This is a genomic window from Streptomyces sp. NPDC003691 (assembly GCF_053981115.1).
This window is the reverse complement of sequence record NZ_JBSFNQ010000089.1, coordinates 1-22,058: the sequence shown is the minus strand read 5'-3', so window position 1 is coordinate 22,058 and position 22,058 is coordinate 1. Positions and strand designations below refer to the sequence as shown.

At 72.9% G+C, this 22,058-nt stretch carries 21 protein-coding genes; 9 read left to right on the top strand and 12 right to left on the bottom strand.

Features of this window, described 5'->3' with window-relative positions:
• Positions 1-23 precede the first annotated feature (23 nt).
• Complete coding sequence (locus ACWDR0_RS29110) at positions 24-587, bottom strand: DUF4190 domain-containing protein (RefSeq protein ID WP_456354775.1); 564 nt, start codon at positions 585-587, stop codon at positions 24-26.
• A 99-nt stretch (positions 588-686) separates the two neighbouring features.
• Between ACWDR0_RS29110 and ACWDR0_RS29105 the strand changes: the two genes are divergently transcribed.
• Positions 687-1,481 (top strand): hypothetical protein, encoded by a 795-nt coding sequence (locus ACWDR0_RS29105; protein ID WP_456354774.1) that lies wholly within the window; start codon positions 687-689, stop codon positions 1,479-1,481.
• A gap of 56 nt (positions 1,482-1,537) precedes the next feature.
• Here ACWDR0_RS29105 and ACWDR0_RS29100 read toward each other — a convergent pair whose 3' ends face one another.
• The 3 genes from ACWDR0_RS29100 to ACWDR0_RS29090 form a co-directional block, all read right to left on the bottom strand.
• Positions 1,538-1,783 carry a chaplin gene (locus ACWDR0_RS29100; RefSeq protein ID WP_456354773.1) on the bottom strand — a complete coding sequence of 82 codons (246 nt, stop codon included), beginning with the start codon at positions 1,781-1,783 and terminating at the stop codon, positions 1,538-1,540.
• A 163-nt stretch (positions 1,784-1,946) separates the two neighbouring features.
• Positions 1,947-2,627, bottom strand: coding sequence for a response regulator (locus ACWDR0_RS29095; RefSeq protein ID WP_456354772.1), 681 nt, complete (start codon positions 2,625-2,627; stop codon positions 1,947-1,949).
• A complete protein-coding gene (locus tag ACWDR0_RS29090) occupies positions 2,620-3,765 on the bottom strand; it encodes a GAF domain-containing sensor histidine kinase (protein WP_456354771.1) in 1,146 nt (381 codons plus the stop codon). The genes ACWDR0_RS29095 and ACWDR0_RS29090 overlap by 8 nt, the downstream gene beginning before the upstream one ends.
• 220 nt (positions 3,766-3,985) lie before the next feature.
• Between ACWDR0_RS29090 and ACWDR0_RS29085 the strand changes: the two genes are divergently transcribed.
• The gene (locus tag ACWDR0_RS29085) at positions 3,986-4,681 is read left to right on the top strand and encodes an SDR family NAD(P)-dependent oxidoreductase (protein ID WP_456354770.1); all 696 of its coding nucleotides are present in this window, start codon (positions 3,986-3,988) and stop codon (positions 4,679-4,681) included.
• 411 nt (positions 4,682-5,092) lie between these two features.
• Entirely contained in the window at positions 5,093-5,863 is a 771-nt protein-coding gene (locus ACWDR0_RS29080) for a transglycosylase SLT domain-containing protein (RefSeq protein WP_456354769.1), read from the top strand.
• A gap of 103 nt (positions 5,864-5,966) precedes the next feature.
• On the opposite strand, the gene ACWDR0_RS29075 is transcribed toward ACWDR0_RS29080, so the two are convergent.
• The gene (locus ACWDR0_RS29075; protein ID WP_456354768.1) at positions 5,967-8,522 is read right to left on the bottom strand and encodes an FHA domain-containing protein; all 2,556 of its coding nucleotides are present in this window, start codon (positions 8,520-8,522) and stop codon (positions 5,967-5,969) included.
• 274 nt (positions 8,523-8,796) lie between these two features.
• Here ACWDR0_RS29075 and ACWDR0_RS29070 point away from each other — a divergent pair, with 274 nt between their 5' ends.
• Together ACWDR0_RS29070 and serB are read left to right on the top strand one after the other, a co-directional pair.
• A complete protein-coding gene (locus ACWDR0_RS29070) occupies positions 8,797-10,455 on the top strand; it encodes a streptophobe family protein (protein ID WP_456354767.1) in 1,659 nt (552 codons plus the stop codon).
• 65 nt (positions 10,456-10,520) lie between these two features.
• Positions 10,521-11,786, top strand: a complete 1,266-nt coding sequence (gene serB, locus ACWDR0_RS29065) for a phosphoserine phosphatase SerB (protein ID WP_456354766.1) — start codon at positions 10,521-10,523, stop codon at positions 11,784-11,786.
• A gap of 195 nt (positions 11,787-11,981) precedes the next feature.
• On the opposite strand, the gene ACWDR0_RS29060 is transcribed toward serB, so the two are convergent.
• The 4 genes from ACWDR0_RS29060 to ACWDR0_RS29045 all read right to left on the bottom strand — a co-directional run bounded on the left by ACWDR0_RS29060 (position 11,982) and on the right by ACWDR0_RS29045 (position 14,514).
• Positions 11,982-12,542 carry a SixA phosphatase family protein gene (locus ACWDR0_RS29060; RefSeq protein ID WP_456354765.1) on the bottom strand — a complete coding sequence of 187 codons (561 nt, stop codon included), beginning with the start codon at positions 12,540-12,542 and terminating at the stop codon, positions 11,982-11,984.
• Between the two features lie 81 nt (positions 12,543-12,623).
• Positions 12,624-12,833, bottom strand: a complete 210-nt coding sequence (locus tag ACWDR0_RS29055; RefSeq protein ID WP_456354764.1) for a hypothetical protein — start codon at positions 12,831-12,833, stop codon at positions 12,624-12,626.
• Positions 12,834-13,034: 201 nt separating this feature from the next.
• On the bottom strand, positions 13,035-13,154 hold the full coding sequence (locus tag ACWDR0_RS29050) for an SGM_5486 family transporter-associated protein (RefSeq protein WP_456354763.1): 120 nt from the start codon (positions 13,152-13,154) through the stop codon (positions 13,035-13,037).
• A 4-nt stretch (positions 13,155-13,158) separates the two neighbouring features.
• The gene (locus ACWDR0_RS29045) at positions 13,159-14,514 is read right to left on the bottom strand and encodes a CynX/NimT family MFS transporter (RefSeq protein ID WP_456354762.1); all 1,356 of its coding nucleotides are present in this window, start codon (positions 14,512-14,514) and stop codon (positions 13,159-13,161) included.
• Between the two features lie 185 nt (positions 14,515-14,699).
• Here ACWDR0_RS29045 and ACWDR0_RS29040 point away from each other — a divergent pair, with 185 nt between their 5' ends.
• On the top strand, positions 14,700-15,386 hold the full coding sequence (locus ACWDR0_RS29040) for a FadR/GntR family transcriptional regulator (RefSeq protein ID WP_456354761.1): 687 nt from the start codon (positions 14,700-14,702) through the stop codon (positions 15,384-15,386).
• Here ACWDR0_RS29040 and ACWDR0_RS29035 read toward each other — a convergent pair.
• The 3 genes from ACWDR0_RS29035 to fabG form a co-directional block, all read right to left on the bottom strand.
• Positions 15,358-15,789 (bottom strand): hypothetical protein, encoded by a 432-nt coding sequence (locus tag ACWDR0_RS29035; RefSeq protein ID WP_456354760.1) that lies wholly within the window; start codon positions 15,787-15,789, stop codon positions 15,358-15,360. The two genes, ACWDR0_RS29040 and ACWDR0_RS29035, sit on opposite strands and share 29 nt — an antisense overlap.
• 137 nt (positions 15,790-15,926) lie before the next feature.
• Positions 15,927-16,700, bottom strand: a complete 774-nt coding sequence (fabI, locus tag ACWDR0_RS29030; RefSeq protein WP_456354759.1) for an enoyl-ACP reductase FabI — start codon at positions 16,698-16,700, stop codon at positions 15,927-15,929.
• A gap of 5 nt (positions 16,701-16,705) precedes the next feature.
• On the bottom strand, positions 16,706-17,410 hold the full coding sequence (fabG, locus tag ACWDR0_RS29025) for a 3-oxoacyl-[acyl-carrier-protein] reductase (RefSeq protein ID WP_456354758.1): 705 nt from the start codon (positions 17,408-17,410) through the stop codon (positions 16,706-16,708).
• A 275-nt stretch (positions 17,411-17,685) separates the two neighbouring features.
• Between fabG and ACWDR0_RS29020 the strand changes: the two genes are divergently transcribed.
• The 3 genes from ACWDR0_RS29020 to tyrS all read left to right on the top strand — a co-directional run bounded on the left by ACWDR0_RS29020 (position 17,686) and on the right by tyrS (position 21,971).
• On the top strand, positions 17,686-19,209 hold the full coding sequence (locus ACWDR0_RS29020; protein ID WP_456354757.1) for a TldD/PmbA family protein: 1,524 nt from the start codon (positions 17,686-17,688) through the stop codon (positions 19,207-19,209).
• Positions 19,206-20,597: a metallopeptidase TldD-related protein gene (locus tag ACWDR0_RS29015; RefSeq protein WP_456354756.1), complete on the top strand. Its 1,392-nt coding sequence runs from the start codon at positions 19,206-19,208 to the stop codon at positions 20,595-20,597. The genes ACWDR0_RS29020 and ACWDR0_RS29015 overlap by 4 nt, the downstream gene beginning before the upstream one ends.
• 111 nt (positions 20,598-20,708) lie before the next feature.
• Positions 20,709-21,971: a tyrosine--tRNA ligase gene (gene tyrS / locus ACWDR0_RS29010; protein ID WP_456354755.1), complete on the top strand. Its 1,263-nt coding sequence runs from the start codon at positions 20,709-20,711 to the stop codon at positions 21,969-21,971.
• Positions 21,972-22,058: the final 87 nt, after the last annotated feature.

Below are 22,058 nucleotides of genomic sequence, written 5' to 3'. Positions count from 1 at the left end.
GCGCCGGGGGCGGGGGCGGGGTCCTACCGGTCCGGGGTGTGGGCGGTGCCGGTGAAGGAGTACCGGCCGGAGTCGTCGTATCCGCTGTCGTCGCCGGGGATGGATTCCCAGAGGACGACGGTGAGGACGAGGGCGAGGATGCCGAGCACCAGTCCGATCGCGCCGGTGATGATGCCGATGCGTGCCTGGCTGCCGTTGTCGGCTTCGCCGCGCTTCACCTTGCCCATGCCGATCGTGCCGAAGACGATCGCGAGGACGCCGAGGACGATGCCGGGGACGCCGTAGATGTAGAAGCTGGTGACCGCGGTGAGGCCGAGGACCATGGCCGTGACGCCCTTGCCGTTCTGCTTCGGAGCCGGCAGCAGCCCGCCGCCCGGCCCCGGGTAGGGGTAGGGGTAGGGGTAGGGGGCCTGGCCCGGCCGGGGCGTCCAGGCGCCGTAGGCGTTCGGGCCGGGGAGTCCGGCCGGGGCGCCGGGTACGGGCGGGCCGTACGGTCCCGGCTGCTGGTGCCCGGGAGCGGGAGGCGGCGGCGGTACGGCCGCCGGGCCGGTGTCCTTCGAGATGTTGACGCCCTGCTGATCGTTCATCTGTACCCCCCGGTTTCGTGTCGTCCCATGGTAGATCGCGTCCGGCCGCAGCGACCGGGCGGTTCCGGCGGGGGCGCCCCGGGCTCTTAGGGTGGGGGCATGATCTCGGATCCTTCGGAACCCCGTTCAGGACGGCTCGCGGTGTGGGGCAACGCCCTGCTGGCGGGTCTGGTGTCGCCGGACGAGGCGGCGGCCGCGATCCGCGGCGACGACGCCGTGCACCGGGTGCGCGGGCTGCCCGGTGAGGCGGGGCCGGTGGGCCTGACGCTGGCACTGGGGAGGCTGCGGACGCTGGGGGTGACGGGCTGGCGGGTGGCACTGCCGGTGGCCGGGCATCCGCTGGGGCTGAGCGGGCCGCCGGAGTTCAACGCGCGGGCGCTGGACGCCGGGGAGGCCGCGATGGGCCACGGGGCGCCGTGGGGACTGGTGCCGTCGGTGACGGAGGCGGGGCCGCGGGGCGATGTGCATGTGGACGTCGTCTGGGAGTGCCTGCCGGTACGGGACGCACCGCCCGCGGACGTGCCGTCCCTCGGCGAGGCCGAGCGGGAGCTGGCGGAGGGGCTGCGGGACGCGACCCGGGTGCTGTCGCAGCTGGATGTGGCGGCGTCCGGTCCGGTGGCGGAGGCGGCGCTCGACGCCTACCGGGCCCGGGCCGAGGCGGGTGGCGCCGGTCCGGCGCCGGGCTATCCGCCGCGGGCGGTGCGGGTGCTGGAGCTGGCGGAGCGGGTGGGGCTGATCGTCTCGGTGGCGTACGAGCACGGGCACGGGGGTGCGGTGAGCGCGTCGGAGATGGCGGCGCGCGGGGAGGCGCTGCGGCCGGTGGAGCGGGTGGCGCGGCGGGCCCGGGTGGCGGCGTACAACGCGTATGTGGAGGAGCGGGAGCGGGGGCGCTGACGCGCGGGCCCGGCCGGAGGGGCGTCGTTTCCCTCCGGCCGGGCGGTCGGCGCCGGTCAGCCGTTGTGGGAGTGGTTGCCGAAGACGGGGTTCAGCACGCCGATCACATTGACCGAGTTCCCGGTGGCGTTCACCGGGATGTGGACCGGGACCTGGACCAGGTTGCCGGAGCCGACGCCCGGGGAGTTGACCGCCGTGCCGCCGGCGTGGGCGCCGGGGGTGGCGGAGGCGATGCCCGCGCCGGCGGCGACCAGGGTGCCGGTGATCATGGTGAGGGCGGCGGCCTTCTTCAGGTTCTTCACGTGCGTTGTCCTCCTGGGCGTCGGCCGCGGCGGTCGCCGCGGCACGCACTGGAGAACGGCCGGACGGCGCCGGAGTTGCGCCGTCCGGGTGACATTCATCCGACGGTATGAATCTCCGATGGTCCGGGAACCCCGGATGTCCGGCCCGGCCGGGCCCGGTGGTTCAGTCGGTCAGACCGTGCCGTACGGCCCAGAGGGCGGCCTGGGTGCGGTCGGCGAGGTCCAGCTTCATCAGGATGTTGGACACATGGGTCTTGACGGTCTTCTCGGAGAGGACCAGCGCCCGGGCGATCTCCCGGTTGGAGCGGCCGTCGGCGATCAGGCCGAGGACCTCGCGCTCCCGTTCGGTGAGGGTGCCGCCGCGGCCCGAGCCGGTGTTCGGGTCGTCCTGGGAGAGCAGGGCTCCGGCCACCTCGGGCTGGAGGAGGACATGTCCGGCGTGGACGGAGCGGATGGCCCCGGCGAGGGCCTCGGGGTCGACGTCCTTGTAGACGTATCCGGAGGCACCGGCGCGCAGGGCGGGGACCACGGTCCGCTGCTCGGTGAAGCTGGTGACGATCAGGACCCTGGCGGGATTGTCCAGCCTGCGGAGTCTGCGGAGCGCCTCGATACCGTCCGTACCGGGCATCTTGACGTCCATGAGCACGACGTCCGGCCGCAGTTCCTCGGCGCGGGCGACGCCCTCGTCGCCGTCGCCCGCCTCGCCGACGACCTCGATGTCGTCCTGGACCTCCAGGAAGGTGCGCAGGCCGCGGCGGACGACCTGGTGGTCGTCGACGAGCAGGACCCGGATCGGTCGGGGGCCGGCGGCAACGCCGGAGGTGCGGCTGCTGTGGTCACCCACCGGGGACCTCCATTTCGATCGTGGTGCCCCGGCCGGGGGCGGAGTTCACCCGGAGCCGTCCGCCGACGCCGCTCGCGCGGTCGCGCATGGAGACCAGCCCGAGGTGGCGCCCGGCCCGGCGGACCGTGCGGGGGTCGAACCCCTTGCCGTTGTCGGTGACGCTGAGCGCGGCCCCGGGGCCGCGGCGGGTGAGGCTGACGTCGACCCGGTCGCCGCCGGAGTGGCGCAGGGCGTTGTGCAGGGCCTCCTGGGCGACCCGCAGCAGCGCCTCCTCCTGGGCGGCGGGCAGGGCCTTGAGGCCGCAGGTGTCGAAGGTGACCCGGGCGGTATGGGCGCGGTCGAGCACCTGGATCTGGGTGCGGAGGGTGTTGACCAAGCCGTCCTCGTCGAGGGCGGCGGGGCGCAGCTCGACGACGGCGGCCCGCAGTTCGTCGGCGGCTTCGGCGGCCAGTTCGGCGACCTGGTGCAGCTCCTCCTTGGCCCGGCCGGGGTCGCGGTCGACGAGGGCGGCGGCGGCCTGGGCGGTCAGCCGGAGCGAGAAGAGTTTCTGGCTGACCGCGTCGTGCAGCTCGTGGGCGAGGCGGGAGCGCTCCTCGGAGATGGTCAGCTCGCGGCTGCGCTCGTAGAGCCGGGCGTTGGTGAGGGCGATGGCGGCGTGCTGGGCGAGGATCGACAGGAGTTCCTCGTCGTCCTCGGTGAAGCCGCAGCCGCCGCCGGGGCGGGGGCAGCGCTTGTTGGCGAGGAAGAGCGCGCCGATGGTCTCGTCGCCGTCCTTGACGGGCAGACCGAGGAAGTCCTTCATATCGGGGTGCGCGTCGGGCCAGCCGCCGAAGCGGGGGTCCTCGCGGACGTCGGCGAGCCGTTCGGCCTTGGCGTCGTGGAGCATCGCGGCGAGGACGCCGTGCTGCCGGGGCAGCGGGCCGATGGCCTTCCACTGTTCGTCGCTGACGCCGTCGACGACGAACTGGGCGAAGCCGCCGTGGTCGTCGGGGACGCCCAGGGCCGCGTACTCGGCGTCGAGCAGTTCCCGGGCGGAGGCGACGATGGTCTTGAGGACGTCCCGCACCTCCAGATGTCTGCTCATCGCGAGGAGTGCGGTGCTCACGGCGGCGAGGCCGGAGCTCGGTCGGTGGCTCATGTGCTCACCGTACCGGCGGGTTCACGGGCCGGTATCGGCCGGTGGGCGGCGCCGCCTAGGACTGTGGGCCTAGGCCTAAGTGCCTTGCCGGATGGGGTCCGGCGGACGAGGTCGGGCCGGTGGGGCGGTTCCTACGGTGGTCGTCGTGCCGGTGCCCGCGGGCGGGCGCGGCTCGGGACCGGCCCCGGAAAGGGCCCGGAGAGAACAAGGAGAGGCCGACATGCCGGTAGCGGTGATCACAGGGGGTTCGAAGGGGCTGGGCCGGGCGCTGGCGCTGAGGCTGGCGGAGCGCGGCTGGGATCTGGTGCTGGGGGCGCGGACCGCGGCGGTGCTGGAGCGGACCGCGGCGGAGGCGGGGGCGTACGGGAGCCGGGTGGTGGCGGTACCGGGTGATGTCACGGACGCGGGGCACCGGGCGGAGCTGGTTGCGGCGGCCGGGGCGCTGGGCGGGCTGGACCTGGTGGTCAGCAATGCGAGCGTGCTGGGGGCCGAACCGCTGGTGAAGCTGGCCGTCCAGCCGCTGGCGGGGCTGCGGGAGGCGCTGGAGGTGAATGTGGTGGCGGCGCTGGGGCTGGTGCAGGAGGCCCTGCCGCTGCTGCGGGCCTCGGCGGCCGGGACGGTGATCGCGATCAGTTCGGAGGCGGCGGCGGAGGCGTTCGAGACCTGGGGCGGCTACGGGGCGGCGAAGGCGGCGCTGGACCAGCTGGCGGCGGTGCTGGCGGTGGAGGAGCCGGGGCTGCGGGTGTGGGCGGTGGATCCGGGGGACATGGACACCGATCTGTACGAGGCGGCCGTGCCGAACGACGGCGAGGCCCGTCCGACGCCGGAGTCGGTGGTGCCGGCGTTTCTGCGGCTGCTGGACGAGCGGCCCGTGAGCGGGCGGTACGGGGCGCGGTCGCTGCTGGTGTCGGGGTGAGGTGACGGGGCCGGGGCGGGCGGGGCAGGGAGCCGTACGGCGGTTGCGGGGGAGGCGGAACGGCCGGGGCGGGCGGGGCGGCCGGAATTCCGCTCACACATTGAATTGCCGGAGCAACGCATTGTGAAATCGACCGGGGTGCGATGTGAGCCCGGGCATAGGGCGCAGGTCACTTACGAATCCCGATAGTGGACGGATAAAGAGCCCGTGAGCGGGCGGGGGACGGGAGAAAGGCCGTTCCCGGGGTGCCCCGATCCACTATCCGGGGTCGTACGTCACATGATTGCCAGGGGTTTTTGCCAGAGCTAAGAATTGCTTCTCGTTGCCGTCTCCGCCGTGGAGCGCGACGCCGCTCCGGCTCCCGAAATCAGCTTTCGGCGGCAATTCCCCGATCCGAAGAGGTACGTCTGTATGTCCGCGCCCAGCATCCGTATGACCAAGGCCCGCAAGGTCTCGATCGCCGGTATCGCCACCGCCGGCGCCGCAGCCATCGCCCTCTCCCTCGTTCCCGCCGGTGCCACCCCGGCCGAGGCCGCTCCGGTGAGCGCCCCGGCCGCCGCTTCGGCCTCGACCGTGGCCGTCAGCTCCGAGGCCGTCCAGGCCGCCGTGCTGAGCACCGGCCTCGACGCCCAGAAGTCCTCCCTGGACGCCCAGGTGCAGGCCGCCCTGAAGCAGGCCGTCCAGACCAAGGCCGACGCCGCGAGCGCCGCCGAGGCCGCCGTACAGAAGGCCGCCGCCGAGGTCGCCGCCAAGAAGGCGGCCGCCGCGAACGCCGCGAAGCAGCGGGCCGCCCAGGCCCAGGCCGCCACCCGCGCGGCCGCCGCCCCGGCGAAGGCGCCCGCCGCCGCGCCGAAGGCGTATGCGAACAACCTCGACGGCTGGATCCGCGAGGCGCTCGACATCATGGACAAGCACGACATCCCGGGTACGTACAACGGGCTGCACCGGAACATCATCCGGGAGTCCAGCGGTAACCCGCGGGCGATCAACAACTGGGACATCAACGCCCAGAACGGTATTCCGTCCAAGGGTCTGCTCCAGGTGATCCAGCCGACGTTCAACACCTACCACGTCAAGGGCACCCCCTTCGACCTGTACCACCCGGTCGCCAACATCGTCGCCGCGGCCAACTACGCCGCCGACCGCTACGGCTCGATCGACAACGTCTTCGGCGCCTACTGAGCCGACGACGGACCTCTCCGGACGCCGGAAGGGCGGCACCCCGCTACGGGGTGCCGCCCTTCCGGCTGCTCGGGGTGCGGCCCGCGGGCACGCACCCGGCGGGTCACTTCCGCATGACCTCCGGCTCGTGTCGGCGCAGCAGCCGGGCGACGACGAAGCCGCAGATCACACCGATGGCGAGCAGGACGGTGAGATTGAAGCCCCACTGGGCGACGGTGTTCTCCCAGAGGGGGTCGGTGTCACCGGGGTTCTTGGGGTCCCAGGGCGGCATCACCCGTCCGAGGTCGAGGGTGGTGGCCACGCCCGCGATCGCCCAGCGCGACGGCATCAGATAGGCGAACTGCTCCAGGCCCGGTGATCCGTAGACCTTGAAGAGCACCCCGGTGAAGACGACCTGGACGATCGCGAACATCACCAGCAGCGGCATGGTCTTCTCGGCGGTCCGCACCAGCGACGAGATGATCAGGCCGACCATCATCGAGGTGAAGCCGAGGGCGATCACCGTCAGGCACATCTCGACCGCGGGCGGCAGCAGCAGACCCTCCTCGGGCAGGTCGCGGCGGGCGAAGCCGATGGCGCAGATGATCACGCCCTGGAGCGCGGTGATCATGCCGAGGACGATCACCTTGGACATCAGATAGGCGGAGCGGGAGAGGCCGGTGGCCCGCTCCCTCTCGTAGATCACCCGTTCCTTGATCAGCTCGCGGACGGAGTTGGCGGCCCCGGAGAAGCACATACCGACCGCGATGATCAGCATGATGGTGCCCGCGTCGGGGTTGAATCCCGGTTTGGCGCCGGGGGGCGGGGCGGCCAGCCCGTACTTCGCCGGGATGACCACGCTGACCAGGCCGAGGACCGCGGGCAGGACCACCATCAGTCCCATGAAGCCCTTGTCGGAGCCGATGACCGAGAGATAGCGGCGGATCAGGGTGAACAGCTGGGCACCCCAGCTCTGCGGCTTCGGCGGGCGGACGTGGCGGGGCGGCGCGGGAGCGTTCTGCGGCGGCGCGGCCTCGGCCTCGCCCGCGTAGAGCCGGAAGTGCTGGGAACCGCGCCAGCGGCCCGCCCAGTCGTAATCCCGGTAGTTCTCGAAAGCGGAGAACACATCGGCCCAGGTGTCGTAGCCGAAGAAGTTCAGCGCCTCGTCCGGCGGGCCGAAGTAGGCGACCGCGCCGCCGGGGGCCATCACCAGCAGTTTGTCGCAGAGGCTCAGCTCGGCGACCGAGTGCGTGACCACGAGGACGGTACGGCCGTCGTCGGCGAGTCCGCGCAGCAGCTGCATCACATCGCGGTCCATGCCCGGGTCGAGTCCGGACGTCGGCTCGTCCAGGAAGATCAGCGAGGGCTTGGTGAGCAGTTCCAGGGCGACGGAGACCCGCTTGCGCTGGCCGCCGGAGAGGGCGGTGATCTTCTTGTCCCGGTGGATGTCGAGCTTCAGCTCGCGCAACACCTCGTCGATCCGGGCCTCGCGCTCGGCGGCCGCGGTGTCGCCGGGGAAGCGGAGCTTGGCCGCGTAGCGCAGGGCCTTCCGGACGGTCAGCTCCTTGTGGAGGATGTCGTCCTGCGGGACCAGCCCGATGCGCTGGCGCAGTTCGGCGAACTGCTTGTAGAGGCTCCGCCGGTCGTAGAGGACCTCGCCCTCGTTGGCCGGGCGGTAACCGGTGAGCGCCTTGAGCAGAGTCGACTTGCCGGAGCCCGACGGGCCGATCACCGCGACCAGGGACTTCTCCGGGACGCCGAAGGAGACGTCCTTCAGAATCTGCTTGCCACCGTCGACGGTGACGGTCAGATGGCGGGCCGAGAACGAGACTTCGCCGGTGTCGACGAACTCCTCCAGGCGTTCGCCGACGACCCGGAAGGCGGAGTGGCCGATGCCGACGATGTCGGCGGGGCCGATCAGGACGGTGCCCGATTTGGCCATCGGCTGGCCGTTGACGTAGGTGCCGTTGTGGGAGCCGAGGTCCCGCAGCTGGAAGCGGCCGTCGGGGGTGGCGGTGAACTCGGCGTGGTGGCGCGAGACCTGGAGGTCGGAGACGACGAGTTCGTTCTCCAGGGCGCGGCCGATGCGCATCACCCGGCCGAGGGCCAGCTGATGGAAGGTGGTGGGGCTGCGGTCGGCGTACGCCTGCGGGGCGGCCGGGCCGCCGCCCTGGTGCGGTGGGGCCTGCTGGGCCGGGACGTGCGGCAGATGCTGCTGCGGGGGTATCTGCCCGTGCTGCTGCTGTTGTTGCTGATGCTGCTGGGGGTCGGGCCAGGCCGGCGGGGCTCCGTGGGCGGCCGGACCGGGGGCGTACGCCTGCGGTGCCGGGGACTGGACGGCCGCAGGGGCCGGTGCGGCCGGGGCCGGGGAACCGGCGCCCGGCACGGTCACGGCGGAGAGATTGAGCAGCGGGCCGTCGGTGGCGTTGCCCAGCCGCACGGCCGAACCGGCCCCGAGGTCGGCCTGCTGGACCCGGTGGCCCTCGGCATAGGTGCCGTTGGTGCTGCCGTGGTCCTCGATGAGCCAGTTCCGGCCGTTCCACCGGATGGTGGCGTGCCGCCAGGACACCCTGGCGTCCTCCAGCACCACATCGCCCTGCGGGTCCCGCCCGAGTGCGTACGTTCCGGACGTGTCGAGCGTCCAGAAGCTGCCGTTACATTCCAGTACGAGATCCCGCACTCCACGCCCCACTTGCTTGTCCCCCGAAGAACCCCCGTACCGGGGAGTCTAGGGATGGCGAACGATCGGGGGAACTATTTCAGGCACGGTGGCCGGGAGGGAAACCGGGCCGTGCGGAAGCCGTGACGGCCGCGGGTGCGCGGCCCGTTGACGGGGCGCGGGCCCGGCCCGACAGTGGAATCCGTCCAGCACTCCCCCGCACTCCCGTGGACCCGGACCGCCGGGAACCGGCCGGTCCCGGCCGCCGGGGCGGGCGGGGGGATCGGGGGGTCTCGTGGCGGGCACGGGCGGTTCCGGCGGCCGGGGCGGCGGAGCGGACCGCGGACCGCGGGCCCGGGCGGCGCCGTGGCGCGATGCGCTGCTCACCGCCGTCGCCGCGGTGGGCTGGGCATACCTCGGTATGGCCGCGACGGCCGCGCTGGGGCTGCATCTGCTCGGGGCGGACGCGCAGGGCAGGCTGGGCCCGCTGACCGCCGCCGTGGTGGTGCTGGCGGTGGGCGGCACGGTACGGCCCTCCGGTGACGTATCGGCGTTCGGGCTGGACGGGGAGCAGGCGCGGACGGCCGTGGACCTGTCGCCGCTGGGCGTGGGGCTCGTCGGGGCACTGCTGCTGGCGTATGTCTTCCTGCGTTCGCTGCGGCGGGCGGGCACCGTCGTCGGGGTGAGTGAACTCGCCGTACGGGCGGGGGCGGTGGTCCTGCTCTTCGCCGGGGTGACCGCGGGGCTGGCCCGGGTGGCCCGCTCCACGGTCACCTTCGACGGGTCCGCCATCGGCGGGGGCGGCGGGACCCGGGTGCCGGGTCTCGGCGGCGTCGACCTGGGCGACCTGGGTGACCTGGGCGATCTCGTCGGCGGCGGTACGGGGACGGGTGACGGCGGCGGGCTGCCGGGCCGGATCGCGGATCTGGTGGGCGCGCGGGCGTCGGTCGGATTCCGGGTGGACGCGGTGCCCTCGGTCCTGGGGTCGCTGCTCTGGGCGTCCGGGGTGCTGCTGATCGCCCTGCTGGCGGGGCGCCTGCTGCTGCCGGGGGCCCTGGGGCGGATCCACCGCAGGCTGCGGCCCGCCGCTTCGGCGCTGGTCTCGGTGGCCCTGGCCGCCGTGGCCGCGGGCTGGGCGGCGGCCGCCTGGGCGGCCGTCGGCGACGACCGTCCGAAGCTGATCGCGGGCGCCACACTGCTCGGGGCCCCGAACGGAGTCTGGACAGGCGTGCCGCTGGGGCTGTTCGTGCCCTTCGACGGCCGGGCCGAGGGCGCGCTCGCGGCGGCCGCGCTGCCCGATCCGCTGGACGAGTTCCTCCGGCTCTCCGAGGACGGGCCGATGACGGTCGCCGGGCTCGCCGGGCTGGACGGGCGGGTCTGGCTGCTGGCGGTGGGCACGGCGGTGCTGATGCTGCACGCGGGGGTGCTGGCGGCGGCGCGTACCCCGTTCGGCGGACGGGGCACGGCCGGTTTCGCCCTGCGGTGCGCGGTACGGCTGGGAGCCCTGACCGCCCTCGCGCTGCCGCTGCTGACGTGGCTGACCAGGGTGTCGGTGGGGGCGTCGCTGTCGGTCCTGGGTGTGGACGCCTTCGGGGCGGGGATCCGGCTGGCCGGGCACCCCGGCGCGGCGGCGGCGCTGGGCGCGGTGTGGGGCGCGGGCGCGGGCGCCGCGGGGGCGCTGCTGGTGCGGGCGGCCGGGGGGCGCGGGCGCGGGCGGCCCGCCGCGGCGCCGGAGGCCGGGCCGGACGGCGCGGATCGCCGAGGCCCGGGTACACCGGATCCGCCGGGGCCCGATCGCGCGGATCGCCGAGGCCCGGATGCGCCGGACCCGGCCGGGCCGGGGCCGTACGGCCGGGACGGCGGCCTACCGGGCCCCTACGATCCGGCGCCGCCCCACCGGCCGCCGAATCCGGATACCAATCCCTATCTGCGGAGGCCGCCGGATCCCCGCTGACGGGTGTCCAGTACCCGGGACGCGTCGTCTCGCCGTAACCTTTCGCGGTTACGGTGGGACCCACCATGAGCGCTTCGCAGAATTCCGACGTACGTACTCTTCTGGTCAAGATCTTCGGAAAGGACAGGCCGGGTATCACCGCCGGTCTGTTCGACACCCTCGCCGCCTACGCGGTCGATGTGGTCGATATCGAGCAGGTCGTCTCCCGGGGGCGCCTGGTGCTGTGCGCCCTGGTCACCGCGCCGACGGCGGCGGGGGCCGACGAGGGCGAACTCCGGGCGACCGTCCACAGCTGGGCGGAGTCCATGAAACTCCAGGCGGAGATCATCTCCGGCACGGGCGACAACCGCCCGCGCGGTGTCGGGCGCTCCCATGTGACGGTGCTCGGCCATCCGCTGACCGCCGAGTCGACGGCGGCCATAGCGGCGAGCATCACGGAGACCGGCGGCAATATCGACCGGATCTTCCGGCTGGCCAAGTATCCGGTGACCGCGGTGGAGTTCGCGGTCTCGGGGGCCGCCACCGAGGCGCTGCGGACGGCGCTGGCGACCCTGGCCGCCGAGATCGGTGTCGATGTGGCGGTGGTCTCCGCGGGGCTGCACCGGCGGGCCCAGCGGCTGGTGGTGATGGACGTCGACTCGACCCTCATCCAGGACGAGGTCATCGAACTGTTCGCGGCGCACGCCGGCTGCGAGGAGCAGGTCGCCGAGGTCACGGCCGCCGCGATGCGCGGGGAGCTGGACTTCGAACAGTCGCTGCACGCCCGGGTGGCGCTGCTGGCGGGGCTGGACGCATCGGTGGTGGACAAGGTGCGGGCGGAGGTGCGGCTGACCCCGGGGGCGCGGACCCTGATCCGTACGCTGAAGCGGCTCGGGTTCCAGGTGGGGGTGGTCTCCGGCGGCTTCACCCAGGTGACGGACGATCTGCGGGAGCGGCTGGGGCTCGACTTCGCCTCGGCGAACACGCTGGAGATCGTGGACGGCAAGCTGACCGGGCGGGTCACCGGGGAGATAGTGGACCGCGCCGGGAAGGCGAGGCTGCTGCGGCGGTTCGCGGCGGAGGCCGGGGTGCCGCTGGCGCAGACCGTGGCGATCGGTGACGGCGCCAACGATCTGGACATGCTCAACGCGGCCGGGCTCGGGGTGGCGTTCAACGCCAAGCCGGTGGTCCGGGAGGCGGCCCATACGGCGGTGAACGTGCCGTTCCTGGACGCCGTGCTCTATCTCCTGGGCATCACCCGCGAGGAGGTCGAGGCCGCGGACGCCGAGACGGCCGGGGGCGGGGAGACCGGTCTGCCGGAGAGCGCGGCCGCGCCGGGCGGCGGCCGCTGAGGACACGTCCCCCGGGGGGAGGAAACGTCACCCCGGGGGCCGGTGTGCGCCGGCAACGGCGGTGTCCCGGCGGGGATCCCGGACTGCCCGGGGCCGCTCCGGAACGGAAAACCGGGAGGCACGGTTTTGGCGCGCTGTCCGCGCCGGAACCGTGCCTCCCGTCGTCGTCGGCCCGGCAGGATCAGGAGTGCGGCGTCAGGAGTGCGGCGTCCAGAAGTCGGTGAGCCTGCCGACGCCGTGTTCCACGGTCTTCCAGGAGCCGTTGAAGGCGACGACGGCGAAGGCCGCGGTCGGGAAGCCGCTGCGGTTCATCCGGACGGACAGATCACCCTCCGCCTCCCCGCTGAGCGCGTCGGCCAGGGCGTGCATCCCGGGGTTGTGCCCGATCAGGACGATGTCCTTCACCTCGTCGGGGACCTCGTTGAGCACGGCGATCAACTCGCCGAGCGACGCCTCGTACATCCTGTCCTCGTAGACCGTCCGGGGGCGGTGCGGCAGCTCGCCGACGGCCAGTTTCCAGGTCTCGCGGGTACGCGCGGCGGTGGAGCAGAGGGCGAGACCGAAGGTGATCCCGGTGTCGGCGATCCGGCGCCCGGCGACGGGGGCGTCCTTGCGGCCGCGCTCGGCGAGAGGGCGCTCGTGGTCCGACACATCGGGCCAGTCGGCCTTGGCATGCCTGAGGAGGACGATTCTGCGGGGTTCGGGAGATCCGGGGGATTCGGAGGCTGCCCCTCCGGAAGTCGTGGCGACGCTCATGCTCACAGCTTCGCACGAAACGGGCCAGCGGGCGCGGGGTGTTGACGTCCTGAGCGGGGGCGGAGCCCGGCCGGGCCGGGGTCAGACCGACAGGAGTCGCCGGAGGTGCTCCAGTATCTCGGCAAGGGCCGACGGACCCTCCACGGACTGGGCACGGGCGGGTTCCGCGACCAGGGCGAGGACGACGAACGCCAGGACCGGCAGGGCGATCGCCCACCACGGCAGCCGGGCGCCGGCTCCCGCGGGCCGGGGCGGGGCAGCCGGCAGGGGGCTGGGGGTGTGGGCGGACATGAGCGCCTCCTCGGGCCGGTCCGCGTGCCAGGGGCGGAGTGGAATGACTCCACCGTAGTGATCACGGACTCCGGCGCCCATCCGGAAGCCCACCCACTCGTCCCTGAGGCCAGCCCCCTAGGGGATGCTGGGGCCAGCCCTACCATCCACCGCCGGAGCGGGTGGCGGTCCGGCCCGGGGGCCGGACCGGTAACTGCCGGATCAGGGCGAGGCGATGGTGGCGATGATGCCGACCACCACAAAGAAGCCGATCATCGTCGCGAAGACCAGGAGCAGCTTGCGCTGTCCGTTCTTGGGATTGGGTTCGAGAACTGGCTGCATGGCCTCAGTCTCGCATCCCCGTCTCGTCCTCGATCGTCCGGTCCCGCCCCGCCAGGGTGCCGAGCAGGATCTGCGGCACCAGCAGCCCCGCCATCAGCGCGATCGGCAGTTCCCACGCACCGGTGTGCTCGTAGAGGACACCGATCAGCAGCGGTCCGGGAACCGAGATCAGATAGCCGGTGGACTGGGCGAAGGCGGAGAGACGGACGGTTCCGGCCGCCGAGCGCGACCGCATGCCGATCATGGTGAGGGCGAGCGGGAAGGCGCAGTTCGACACTCCCAGCAGCAGGGCCCAGGCCCAGGCCCCCTCGGCGGGGGCGAAGAGCAGCCCGGTGTAGCCGGCCAGCCCGCTGAGTCCGAGGACGGCGGCGATGGGCCCCTGGGTACGGAAGCGGGCGGCGAGCCGGGGGATGACGAAGGCGAGCGGGACGCCCATGACCATGGTGACGGCGAGCAGCACTCCGGCGGTCGACGCGGGGACGCCCGCGTCGCGGAAGATCTGCGGCAGCCAGCCCATGGTGATGTACGCGCCGGTGGCCTGGAGGCCGAAGAAGCCGGCCAGGGCCCAGGCGGTGGGGCTGCGGACGATGGACCCGGCGGGGCGGCCGCCGGGTGCGGCCGGGGCGGCGGCCGGCGCGGGAACCGAGGCGGGCGCGGGAGCTGTCGCGGGGCGGCCGCCCCGGCCCCGTACCACCAGGAGCCACGGCAGCACGGCGGTGACGGCGAGCACCCCCCAGACCGTCAGACCGGTCCGCCAGTCGCCGCCGAGGGCGCCGGTCAGCGGGACGGTGGCGGCGGCCGCCACCGAGGTGCCGATGGCCAGGGCCATCGAGTAGAGGCCGGTCATGGTGCCGACGCGGTGGGGGAAGTACCGCTTGACGATCACCGGCATCAGGACATTGCTCACCGCGATGCCGACCAGCGCCAGGGCGGTGGCGGCGACGAATCCGGGGGTGCTCCCGGCCCAGGGGCGGATCAGCAGCCCGGCGGCGATCGCTGCCATGCCCGCGCAGACGACGGCGGCGGGGCCGTGGCGCCGGGCCAGCCGGGGCGCGGCGATACCGAAGACGGCGAAGGTGACCGCGGGGACCGAGGTGAGGACTCCGGCGACGGCCCCGCTCATGCCCAGTCCGGCGCGGACCTCCTCCAGCAGCGCGCCCAGGCCGGTGATGGCGGGGCGCAGGTTGAGGGCGGCCAGCACCACGGCGACCACGACGAGCCGGGTGAACCAGACGCCCCGGGGCGCGGCGGTGGCCGCCGGGGCGGATGCCCCGGCGGGGGTCGCGGCGGGGGTCGCGGCACCGGGCGCCGTGGCGGTGTCCGGCGGGGCGACGGTCCGGATGGCGGGCTCGTCAGACATAGAGCCATCATAGAATCATGGGATGATTGGTTGTCCACGTGTGATCGCTCATAATTGACCGTCCGGCCCCCGGCCGGCACGGAAACGCCGGCACGGAAACGCCGTCACGCAACGCCCGCACAGAAACCGCCGTCGAAGAAACCGCCCTCGCGGAAAACCGCCGTCGCAGAAACCACGGAGCATCGATGTCGTTGACCTCTCCCCGGCGCTCGGGGCTCACCGACCAGGTGATCGCGCAGTTGCGGAACCAGATCACTTCCGGGGAATGGCCGGTGGGCTCCCGCATCCCCACCGAACCGGAGCTGGTGGAGCAGCTCGGTGTGGCCCGGAACACGATCCGGGAGGCGGTCCGGGCACTGGCCCACAACGGGCTGCTGGACATCCGCCAGGGTTCGGGCACCTATGTCCTCGCCACCAGCGAGCTGGCCGGGGTGATGCACCGCCGTTTCGCCGACGCCTCGCCCCGCCATGTCGCCGAGGTCCGCTCCGCGCTGGAGTCGGCCGCCGCCGGACTGGCGGCCGAGCGGCGCACCGAACGCGATCTCCAGCAGCTCGACGCGCTGCTGGTCCGCCGGGAGGAGGCCTGGCGCAGCGGGGAGGCCGCCCGGTTCGTCGCCGCCGATATGACCTTCCATATGGCGGTCGTGGCGGCCGCGCACAACGAGGTGCTCGGGGAGCTGTACGCGGATCTCGGCGATGTCCTGCGCGACTGGCTGACCGAGGACGTCGGGCCCGAGCTGCGGCCGGAGCACCATATGGACCACGCGACGCTGGTCGAGGCGATCCGCTCCGGCGACGGCGAGACCGCGGCGGCGGAGGCGGCGGGCTACCCCTTCGCCTGTCTCAGCCGCCCCCGAACGGCTGGTGAGTGACCCAGACCGCCCGGACCTCCTTCCAGCAGCGGTCCGTCAGCTCCACGTATCCGGCGGGGCCGATATCGGCGGGCGACCCGTCGGCGTCCACGTCCCACCAGCGGTCGCACTCCACGTGCAGCCGGACCCGGTCGGTCACCGGATAGGGGTTGTGGCAGTACGCCGTGGCCCGTGAGCCGTCGACCTCGGTACGGCAGTCCGCCTCGTACGTCAGCGGCTCCTGGTACGCCGTGGGCCCCGGCCCGTCGGCACCGGCCCTGCCCGGGGCGGCGCCGGAGCCCTGGCCGGCCCAGAGCAGGACGACGGCCGACAGCGGGGCGGCGAGGAGCGGCGCGGCGCGGCGGATCGTCAGCACGGGCGTGACCTCCTCGGCCGTACGGCGGCCCGCCGGCCGCGGCTGCACCACAAGGGGGATATCGCCTCCACCCTCCCCCGCCCGGCGGCCCGCCGCATCCGGCGGCCGCCGAACGGGCGACGCCCCGCCCCCGCGCGATGCGGGAGCGGGGCGCCGGGCGCTGCGCGCCGTACGGAACGGGCCGGTCAGGCACCCATCATGTGGACGCCGCCGTCCACGTGCAGGACCGAACCGGTGGTGCGCGGGAAGAAGTCCGACAGCAGACCCACGATGCCGCGGCCCGCCGGGTCGGGGTCCGACTGGTCCCAGCCGAGCGGCGCCCGGTGGTTCCACACGTCCGAGAGGTCCTCGAAGCCGGGGATCGACTTGGCCGCCATCGACTTCAGCGGGCCCGCGGAGATCAGGTTGCAGCGGATGCCCTTGGGGCCCAGATCGCGCGCGAGGTAGCGGTTGGTGGACTCCAGGGCCGCCTTGGCGACACCCATCCAGTCGTACTTCGGCCAGGCGACGGTGGCGTCGAAGGTGAGGCCGACGATCGAACCGCCGCGCTCCTCCATCAGCGGCAGACACGCCATGGCCAGCGCCTTGTGGGAGTAGGCCGAGACCTGGACGGCGGTGGAGACGTCCTCCCAGGAGGCCCCGAGGAAGTTGAACGCGCCCTGCGGGCCGAAGGCGATCGAGTGGACGATGCCGTCGAGACCGGAGTCGTCGCTGGAGTGCTCCCGGATCCGGTCCGCGAGACCGTCGAGGTGCTCCTGGTTGGTGACGTCCAGCTCGATCACCGGTACGGGCTTCGGCAGCCGCTTGGAGATCCGCTCGACCAGGGAGAGCCGGCCGAAGCCGGTGAGGATGACCTCCGCGCCCTCCTCCTGCGCCACCTTGGCGGCGTGGAAGGCGATGGAGGCGTCGGTGAGGACACCGGTGACGAGAATGCGCTTGCCGGCGAGGATTCCACTCATGGTGATCAGTGACCCATGCCCAATCCGCCGTCAACGGGAATGACGGCTCCAGTGATGTACGAGGCGTCGTCGGAGGCGAGGAAGCGCACGGCTGCGGCGATCTCCTCCGGCTCCGCGTAGCGGCCGGCCGGGACCTGGGCGAGGATGCCCGCCCGCTGCTCCTCGGAGAGGGCCTGCGTCATATCGGTGTGGACGAAGCCCGGCGCGACGACGTTGAAGGTGATGTTCCGCGAGCCCAGCTCACGGGCGAGGGAGCGGGCGAAGCCGACGAGAGCGGCCTTGGAGGCGGCGTAGTTGGCCTGTCCGGCGGAGCCCAGCAGCCCGACGACGGACGAGATCAGCACCACGCGGCCCTTCTTGGCGCGCAGCATGCCCCGGTTGGCGCGCTTGACGACGCGGAAGGTACCGGTGAGGTTGGTGTCGACGACGGAGACGAAGTCCTCCTCCGACATCCGCATCAGCAGCTGGTCCTTGGTGATGCCGGCGTTGGCCACCAGCACCTCCACCGGACCGTGCTTCTCCTCGATCTCCTTGTACGCCTGCTCCACCTGCTCGGAGTCGGTGATGTCGCACCGGACCGCGAGGAAGCCCGCCGGGGGCTCCCCGGAGCGGTATGTGATCGCGACCTGGTCGCCCGCTTCGGCGAAGGCGCGGGCGATGGCGAGGCCGATGCCCCGGTTTCCTCCGGTGACAAGAACCGAGCGGCTCAACGGATCACCCTTTCGAATTGCGGACTGGTACCCCCGATACCCCCGAAACTATCGGGCGGGGGACGCTCCCGGAGAATCGGGCCCTGACAGCGCCTTCCACCCGGCGCTGTTGGATCCCTACAGAAAGGGGACCGTGCGTTTCCCGGCCGCTCCCCCGGCCCCGGACGGCCGGAGGGGGCCGAAAGACGCTGGGCAACGGCCGCTCCCCCGCGACATGATCGGGCACGACCGGTACGGCGAAGGCGCACCGCCGGTCCCGACGACAGGAGACATTGGTGCCTCATTCCATCGACGCGGCGTTCACGGCGCTGCCGCTGAGGGCGCTCGCCGACGCGGCGCTCGCCCGGGCGAGGGCCCTGGGCGCCGACCACGCCGACTTCCGGTTCGAACGGGTCCGCAGCGCGTCCTGGCGGCTGCGGGACGCCCGCCCGGCCGGGTCGTCGGACACCACCGACCTGGGGTACGCGGTCCGGGTGGTGCACGGCGGGGCCTGGGGCTTCGCCTCCGGCGTGGACCTGACCATGGACGCGGCGGCCCGGGTGGCGGGGCAGGCGGTGGCGATGGCGAAGCTGTCGGCGCGGGTGATCGCGGCGGCCGGCTCGGACGAGCGGGTCGAGCTGGCCGACGAGCCGGTGCACGCGGACCGCACCTGGGTCTCCTCGTACGAGGTCAATCCGTTCGACGTCCCGGACGAGGAGAAGGCGGCGCTGCTCGCCGAGTGGAGCGCACGGCTGCTGGCGGCGGACGGGGTGGCCCATGTCGACGCCTCGCTGCTGACCGTGCAGGAGAACAAGTTCTACGCGGACACCGCGGGGACGGTCACCACCCAGCAGCGGGTCCGGCTGCACCCGGAGTTCACCGCGGTCGCGGTGGACGAGACCACCGGCGAGTTCGACTCGATGCGGACGATCGCGCCGCCCGCGGGCCGGGGCTGGGAGTATCTGACGGGCACCGGCTGGGACTGGGATTCGGAGCTGGAGCGGATCCCGGGGCTGCTGGCGGAGAAGATGCGGGCGCCGAGCGTCGAGGCGGGCCGCTACGACCTGGTCGTCGACCCCTCCAACCTCTGGCTCACCATCCACGAGTCCATCGGCCACGCCACCGAGCTGGACCGGGCGCTGGGCTACGAGGCGGCGTACGCGGGGACCTCGTTCGCCACCTTCGACCGGCTGGGCAAGCTGGAGTACGGCTCCTCGGTGATGAACGTGACCGGCGACCGTACCGCCGAGCACGGACTGGCGACCATCGGGTACGACGACGAGGGCGTCGAGGCGCAGTCCTGGGACCTGGTCAAGGACGGCAGGCTGGTGGGCTACCAGCTGGACCGGCGGATCGCGAAGCTCACCGGACTCGGCCGGTCCAACGGCTGTTCGTTCGCGGACTCCCCCGCGCACGTACCGGTGCAGCGGATGGCGAACGTCTCCCTCCGCCCGGCGCCGGGCGGGCTCTCCACGGAGGATCTGATCGGGGGCGTCGAGCGCGGGATCTATGTGGTCGGGGACCGCTCCTGGTCCATCGACATGCAGCGGTACAACTTCCAGTTCACCGGCCAGCGGTTCTTCCGGATCGAGAACGGGCGGCTGACCGGCCAGCTCCGGGATGTCGCCTACCAGGCCACGACCACCGATTTCTGGGGGTCGATGGAGCAGGTCGGCGGCCCGCAGACCTATGTCCTGGGCGGCGCCTTCAACTGCGGCAAGGCCCAGCCGGGCCAGGTGGCGGCGGTCTCCCACGGCTGCCCGTCGGCTCTGTTCCGCGGCGTCAACATCTTGAACACCACGCAGGAGGCCGGGCGATGAGCCGTACCACCAAGCCGCACGAGATCGTCGAGCGGGCGCTGGAGCTGTCCACCGCCGACAACTGTGTCGTCATCGCGGACGAGCACTCCTCCGCCAATCTGCGGTGGGCCGCGAACGCGCTCACCACCAACGGGGTCACCCGGGGCCGGACCCTTACGGTGATCGCGACGGTGGACGGCGCCGAGGGCACCGCTTCGGGGGTGGTGACCCGGTCCGCCGTCACCGCCGCCGATCTGGAGCCGCTGGTCCGGGCCGCCGAGGCGGCCGCGCGGTCGGCCGGGCCCGCCGAGGACGCCCAGCCGCCGGTGCCGGGCCGGGGGGCCGACGCCGCGTTCACCGAGGCGCCCGCCGAGACGTCGTCCGCGGTGTTCGAGCGGTTCGCCCCGGCGCTGGGCGAGTCGTTCGCCCGGGCCCGGTCCGGCGGCCGGGAGCTGTACGGCTTTGCCAGCCACGAGCTGACCTCGACCTATCTCGGCACCTCGACCGGGCTGCGGCTCCGGCACGACCAGCCGAACGGGACGCTGGAGCTGAACGCCAAGTCCCCGGACCGCTCCCGCTCGGCCTGGGCCGGACGGGCCACCCGTGACTTCACGGATGTGGACCCGGCGGCGCTGGACGAGGAGCTGGCCGGCCGGCTGGCCTGGGCCGAACGCCGGATCGAGCTGCCCGCCGGGCGGTACGAGACGCTGCTGCCGCCCACGGCCGTCGCGGATCTGCTGATCTATCTGTCGTGGTCGTCGGCGGCCCGGGACGCGGCCGAGGGCCGTACCGTCTTCTCCAAGCCCGGCGGCGGCACCCGGCTGGGCGAGAAACTGGCCGCGCTGCCGCTGACCCTGCGCAGCGACCCGCACGAGCCGGGACTGGAGTCCTCGCCGTTCGTGATCGCCCATTCCTCCGGCGACGACGCCTCCGTCTTCGACAACGGGCTGCCGGTCGGGCCGGTCGACTGGATCCGGTCCGGGACGCTGGAGCATCTGGTGACCACCCGGCACAGCGCCGGACTGACGGGACTGCCGGTGGCGCCGGGCGCGGGCAATCTGATCCTGGACGGCGGCGGCGACCGCTCGCTCGCCGAGATGGTCGCGGGCACCGAGCGCGGGCTGCTGCTGACCTGCCTCTGGTACATCCGCGAGGTGGACCCGGCGACCCTGCTACTGACCGGGCTGACCAGGGACGGCGTCTATCTGGTCGAGAACGGCGAGGTGGTCGGCGAGGTGAACAACTTCCGGTTCAACGAATCGCCCGTCGACCTGCTGTCCCGGGCCGTCGAAGCGGGCCGTACCGAGCGGACGCTGCCGCGCGAATGGGGCGACTGGTTCACCCGGGCCGCGATGCCCGCGCTGCGGGTCCCCGATTTCAATATGAGCTCCGTGAGCCCGGGCGTATAACCTCGGAGGGGGCCGCGGCACCCGCCCGGAGCGGGTGCGGGCCTCTTCCCGCGTCCCGTCCGCGCAACCGCGTATGACGGGCATCACATCCATCGAGGAGACACGAGAGTCGTGACGGATATCGTCGACGAGCTGCAGTGGCGGGGGCTGATCGCCCTCTCCACTGACGAGGACGCATTGCGCAAGGCGTTCGCGGACGGCCCCGTCACGTTCTATTGCGGCTTCGACCCGACCGCGCCCAGTCTGCACCTGGGGAATCTGGTGCAGATCCTCACCATGCGCCGGATCCAGCAGGCGGGCCACCGTCCGCTGGGTCTGGTCGGCGGGGCGACGGGCCTGATCGGCGACCCCAAGCCGACGGCGGAACGGACGCTGAACGATCCGGAGACCGTCGCGGCCTGGGTCGGGCGGCTGCGCGGCCAGATCGAGCGGTTCCTCGACTTCGAGGGCCCGCACGCGGCCACCATGGTCAACAACCTGGACTGGACCCAGGGCCTGTCGGCGATCGGGTTCCTCCGGGACATCGGCAAGTACTTCCGGGTGAACAAGATGATCGCCAAGGAGGCGGTCGCCCGGCGGCTGAACTCCGACGCGGGCATCAGCTACACCGAGTTCAGCTACCAGATCCTCCAGGGGATGGACTACCTGGAGCTGTACCGGCGGTACGGCTGTGTGCTCCAGACCGGCGGCAGCGACCAGTGGGGCAATCTGACCGCGGGCACCGATCTGATCCACCGGGTCGAGCCGGAGGCCGAGGTCCACGCCCTGGCCACACCGCTGATCACCAAGGCGGACGGCACCAAGTTCGGCAAGACGGAGTCCGGCACGGTCTGGCTGGACCCGGAGCGGACCAGCCCGTACGCCTTCTACCAGTTCTGGCTGAACGCGGACGACCGGGACGTCTCCAAGTTTCTGCGGATCTTCAGCTTCCGTTCCCGGGCGGAGATCGAGGAGCTGGAGCGGCAGACCGAGGAGCGCCCGCAGGCCCGGGCGGCCCAGCGGGCCCTGGCGGAGGAGCTGACCACCCTGGTGCACGGCGCCGACCAGTGCGCCGCCGCCGTGAACGCGTCGAAGGCGCTGTTCGGCCAGGGCGAGCTGGACCAACTGGACGAGCCGACCCTGCGGGCCGCACTGGCGGAGCTGCCGCAGGTGCGGGTCGGGGAGCCGGGCGCGGTGGTCGACCTCTTCGCGGAGGTCGGGCTGGTCGCCAGCAAGTCGGCCGCGCGCCGGACCGTGAAGGAGGGCGGGGCCTACGTGAACAACGTCAAGGTCGTGTCCGAGGACGAGGTCGTCGGGCGGGAGCGGCTGCTCCACGGCCGCTGGCTGGTCCTGCGCCGGGGCAAGAAGAGCCTGGCGGCGGTCGAGGTCGACTGAGCCGCCTCCGGCGGGGGCCGCGGTCCGGGGGCTCGGCCCCCGGGCCCTGGTGGATCCCGGCCCGGGGGGCCGGATACCCGGCGGCCC

Excerpts from the sequence above, each read along its gene's own strand:
- ACWDR0_RS29110 (WP_456354775.1), bottom strand. The coding sequence starts at position 587 with ATGAACGATCAGCAGGGCGTCAACATCTCGAAGGACACCGGCCCGGCG.
- ACWDR0_RS29105 (WP_456354774.1), top strand. The coding sequence starts at position 687 with ATGATCTCGGATCCTTCGGAACCCCGTTCAGGACGGCTCGCGGTGTGG.
- ACWDR0_RS29090 (WP_456354771.1), bottom strand. The coding sequence starts at position 3,765 with ATGAGCCACCGACCGAGCTCCGGCCTCGCCGCCGTGAGCACCGCACTC.
- ACWDR0_RS29085 (WP_456354770.1), top strand. The coding sequence starts at position 3,986 with ATGCCGGTAGCGGTGATCACAGGGGGTTCGAAGGGGCTGGGCCGGGCG.
- ACWDR0_RS29080 (WP_456354769.1), top strand. The coding sequence starts at position 5,093 with ATGTCCGCGCCCAGCATCCGTATGACCAAGGCCCGCAAGGTCTCGATC.
- serB (WP_456354766.1), top strand. The coding sequence starts at position 10,521 with ATGAGCGCTTCGCAGAATTCCGACGTACGTACTCTTCTGGTCAAGATC.
- ACWDR0_RS29060 (WP_456354765.1), bottom strand. The coding sequence starts at position 12,542 with ATGAGCGTCGCCACGACTTCCGGAGGGGCAGCCTCCGAATCCCCCGGA.
- ACWDR0_RS29055 (WP_456354764.1), bottom strand. The coding sequence starts at position 12,833 with ATGTCCGCCCACACCCCCAGCCCCCTGCCGGCTGCCCCGCCCCGGCCC.
- ACWDR0_RS29050 (WP_456354763.1), bottom strand. The coding sequence starts at position 13,154 with ATGCAGCCAGTTCTCGAACCCAATCCCAAGAACGGACAGCGCAAGCTG.
- ACWDR0_RS29045 (WP_456354762.1), bottom strand. The coding sequence starts at position 14,514 with ATGTCTGACGAGCCCGCCATCCGGACCGTCGCCCCGCCGGACACCGCC.
- ACWDR0_RS29040 (WP_456354761.1), top strand. The coding sequence starts at position 14,700 with ATGTCGTTGACCTCTCCCCGGCGCTCGGGGCTCACCGACCAGGTGATC.
- fabI (WP_456354759.1), bottom strand. The coding sequence starts at position 16,700 with ATGAGTGGAATCCTCGCCGGCAAGCGCATTCTCGTCACCGGTGTCCTC.
- ACWDR0_RS29015 (WP_456354756.1), top strand. The coding sequence starts at position 19,206 with ATGAGCCGTACCACCAAGCCGCACGAGATCGTCGAGCGGGCGCTGGAG.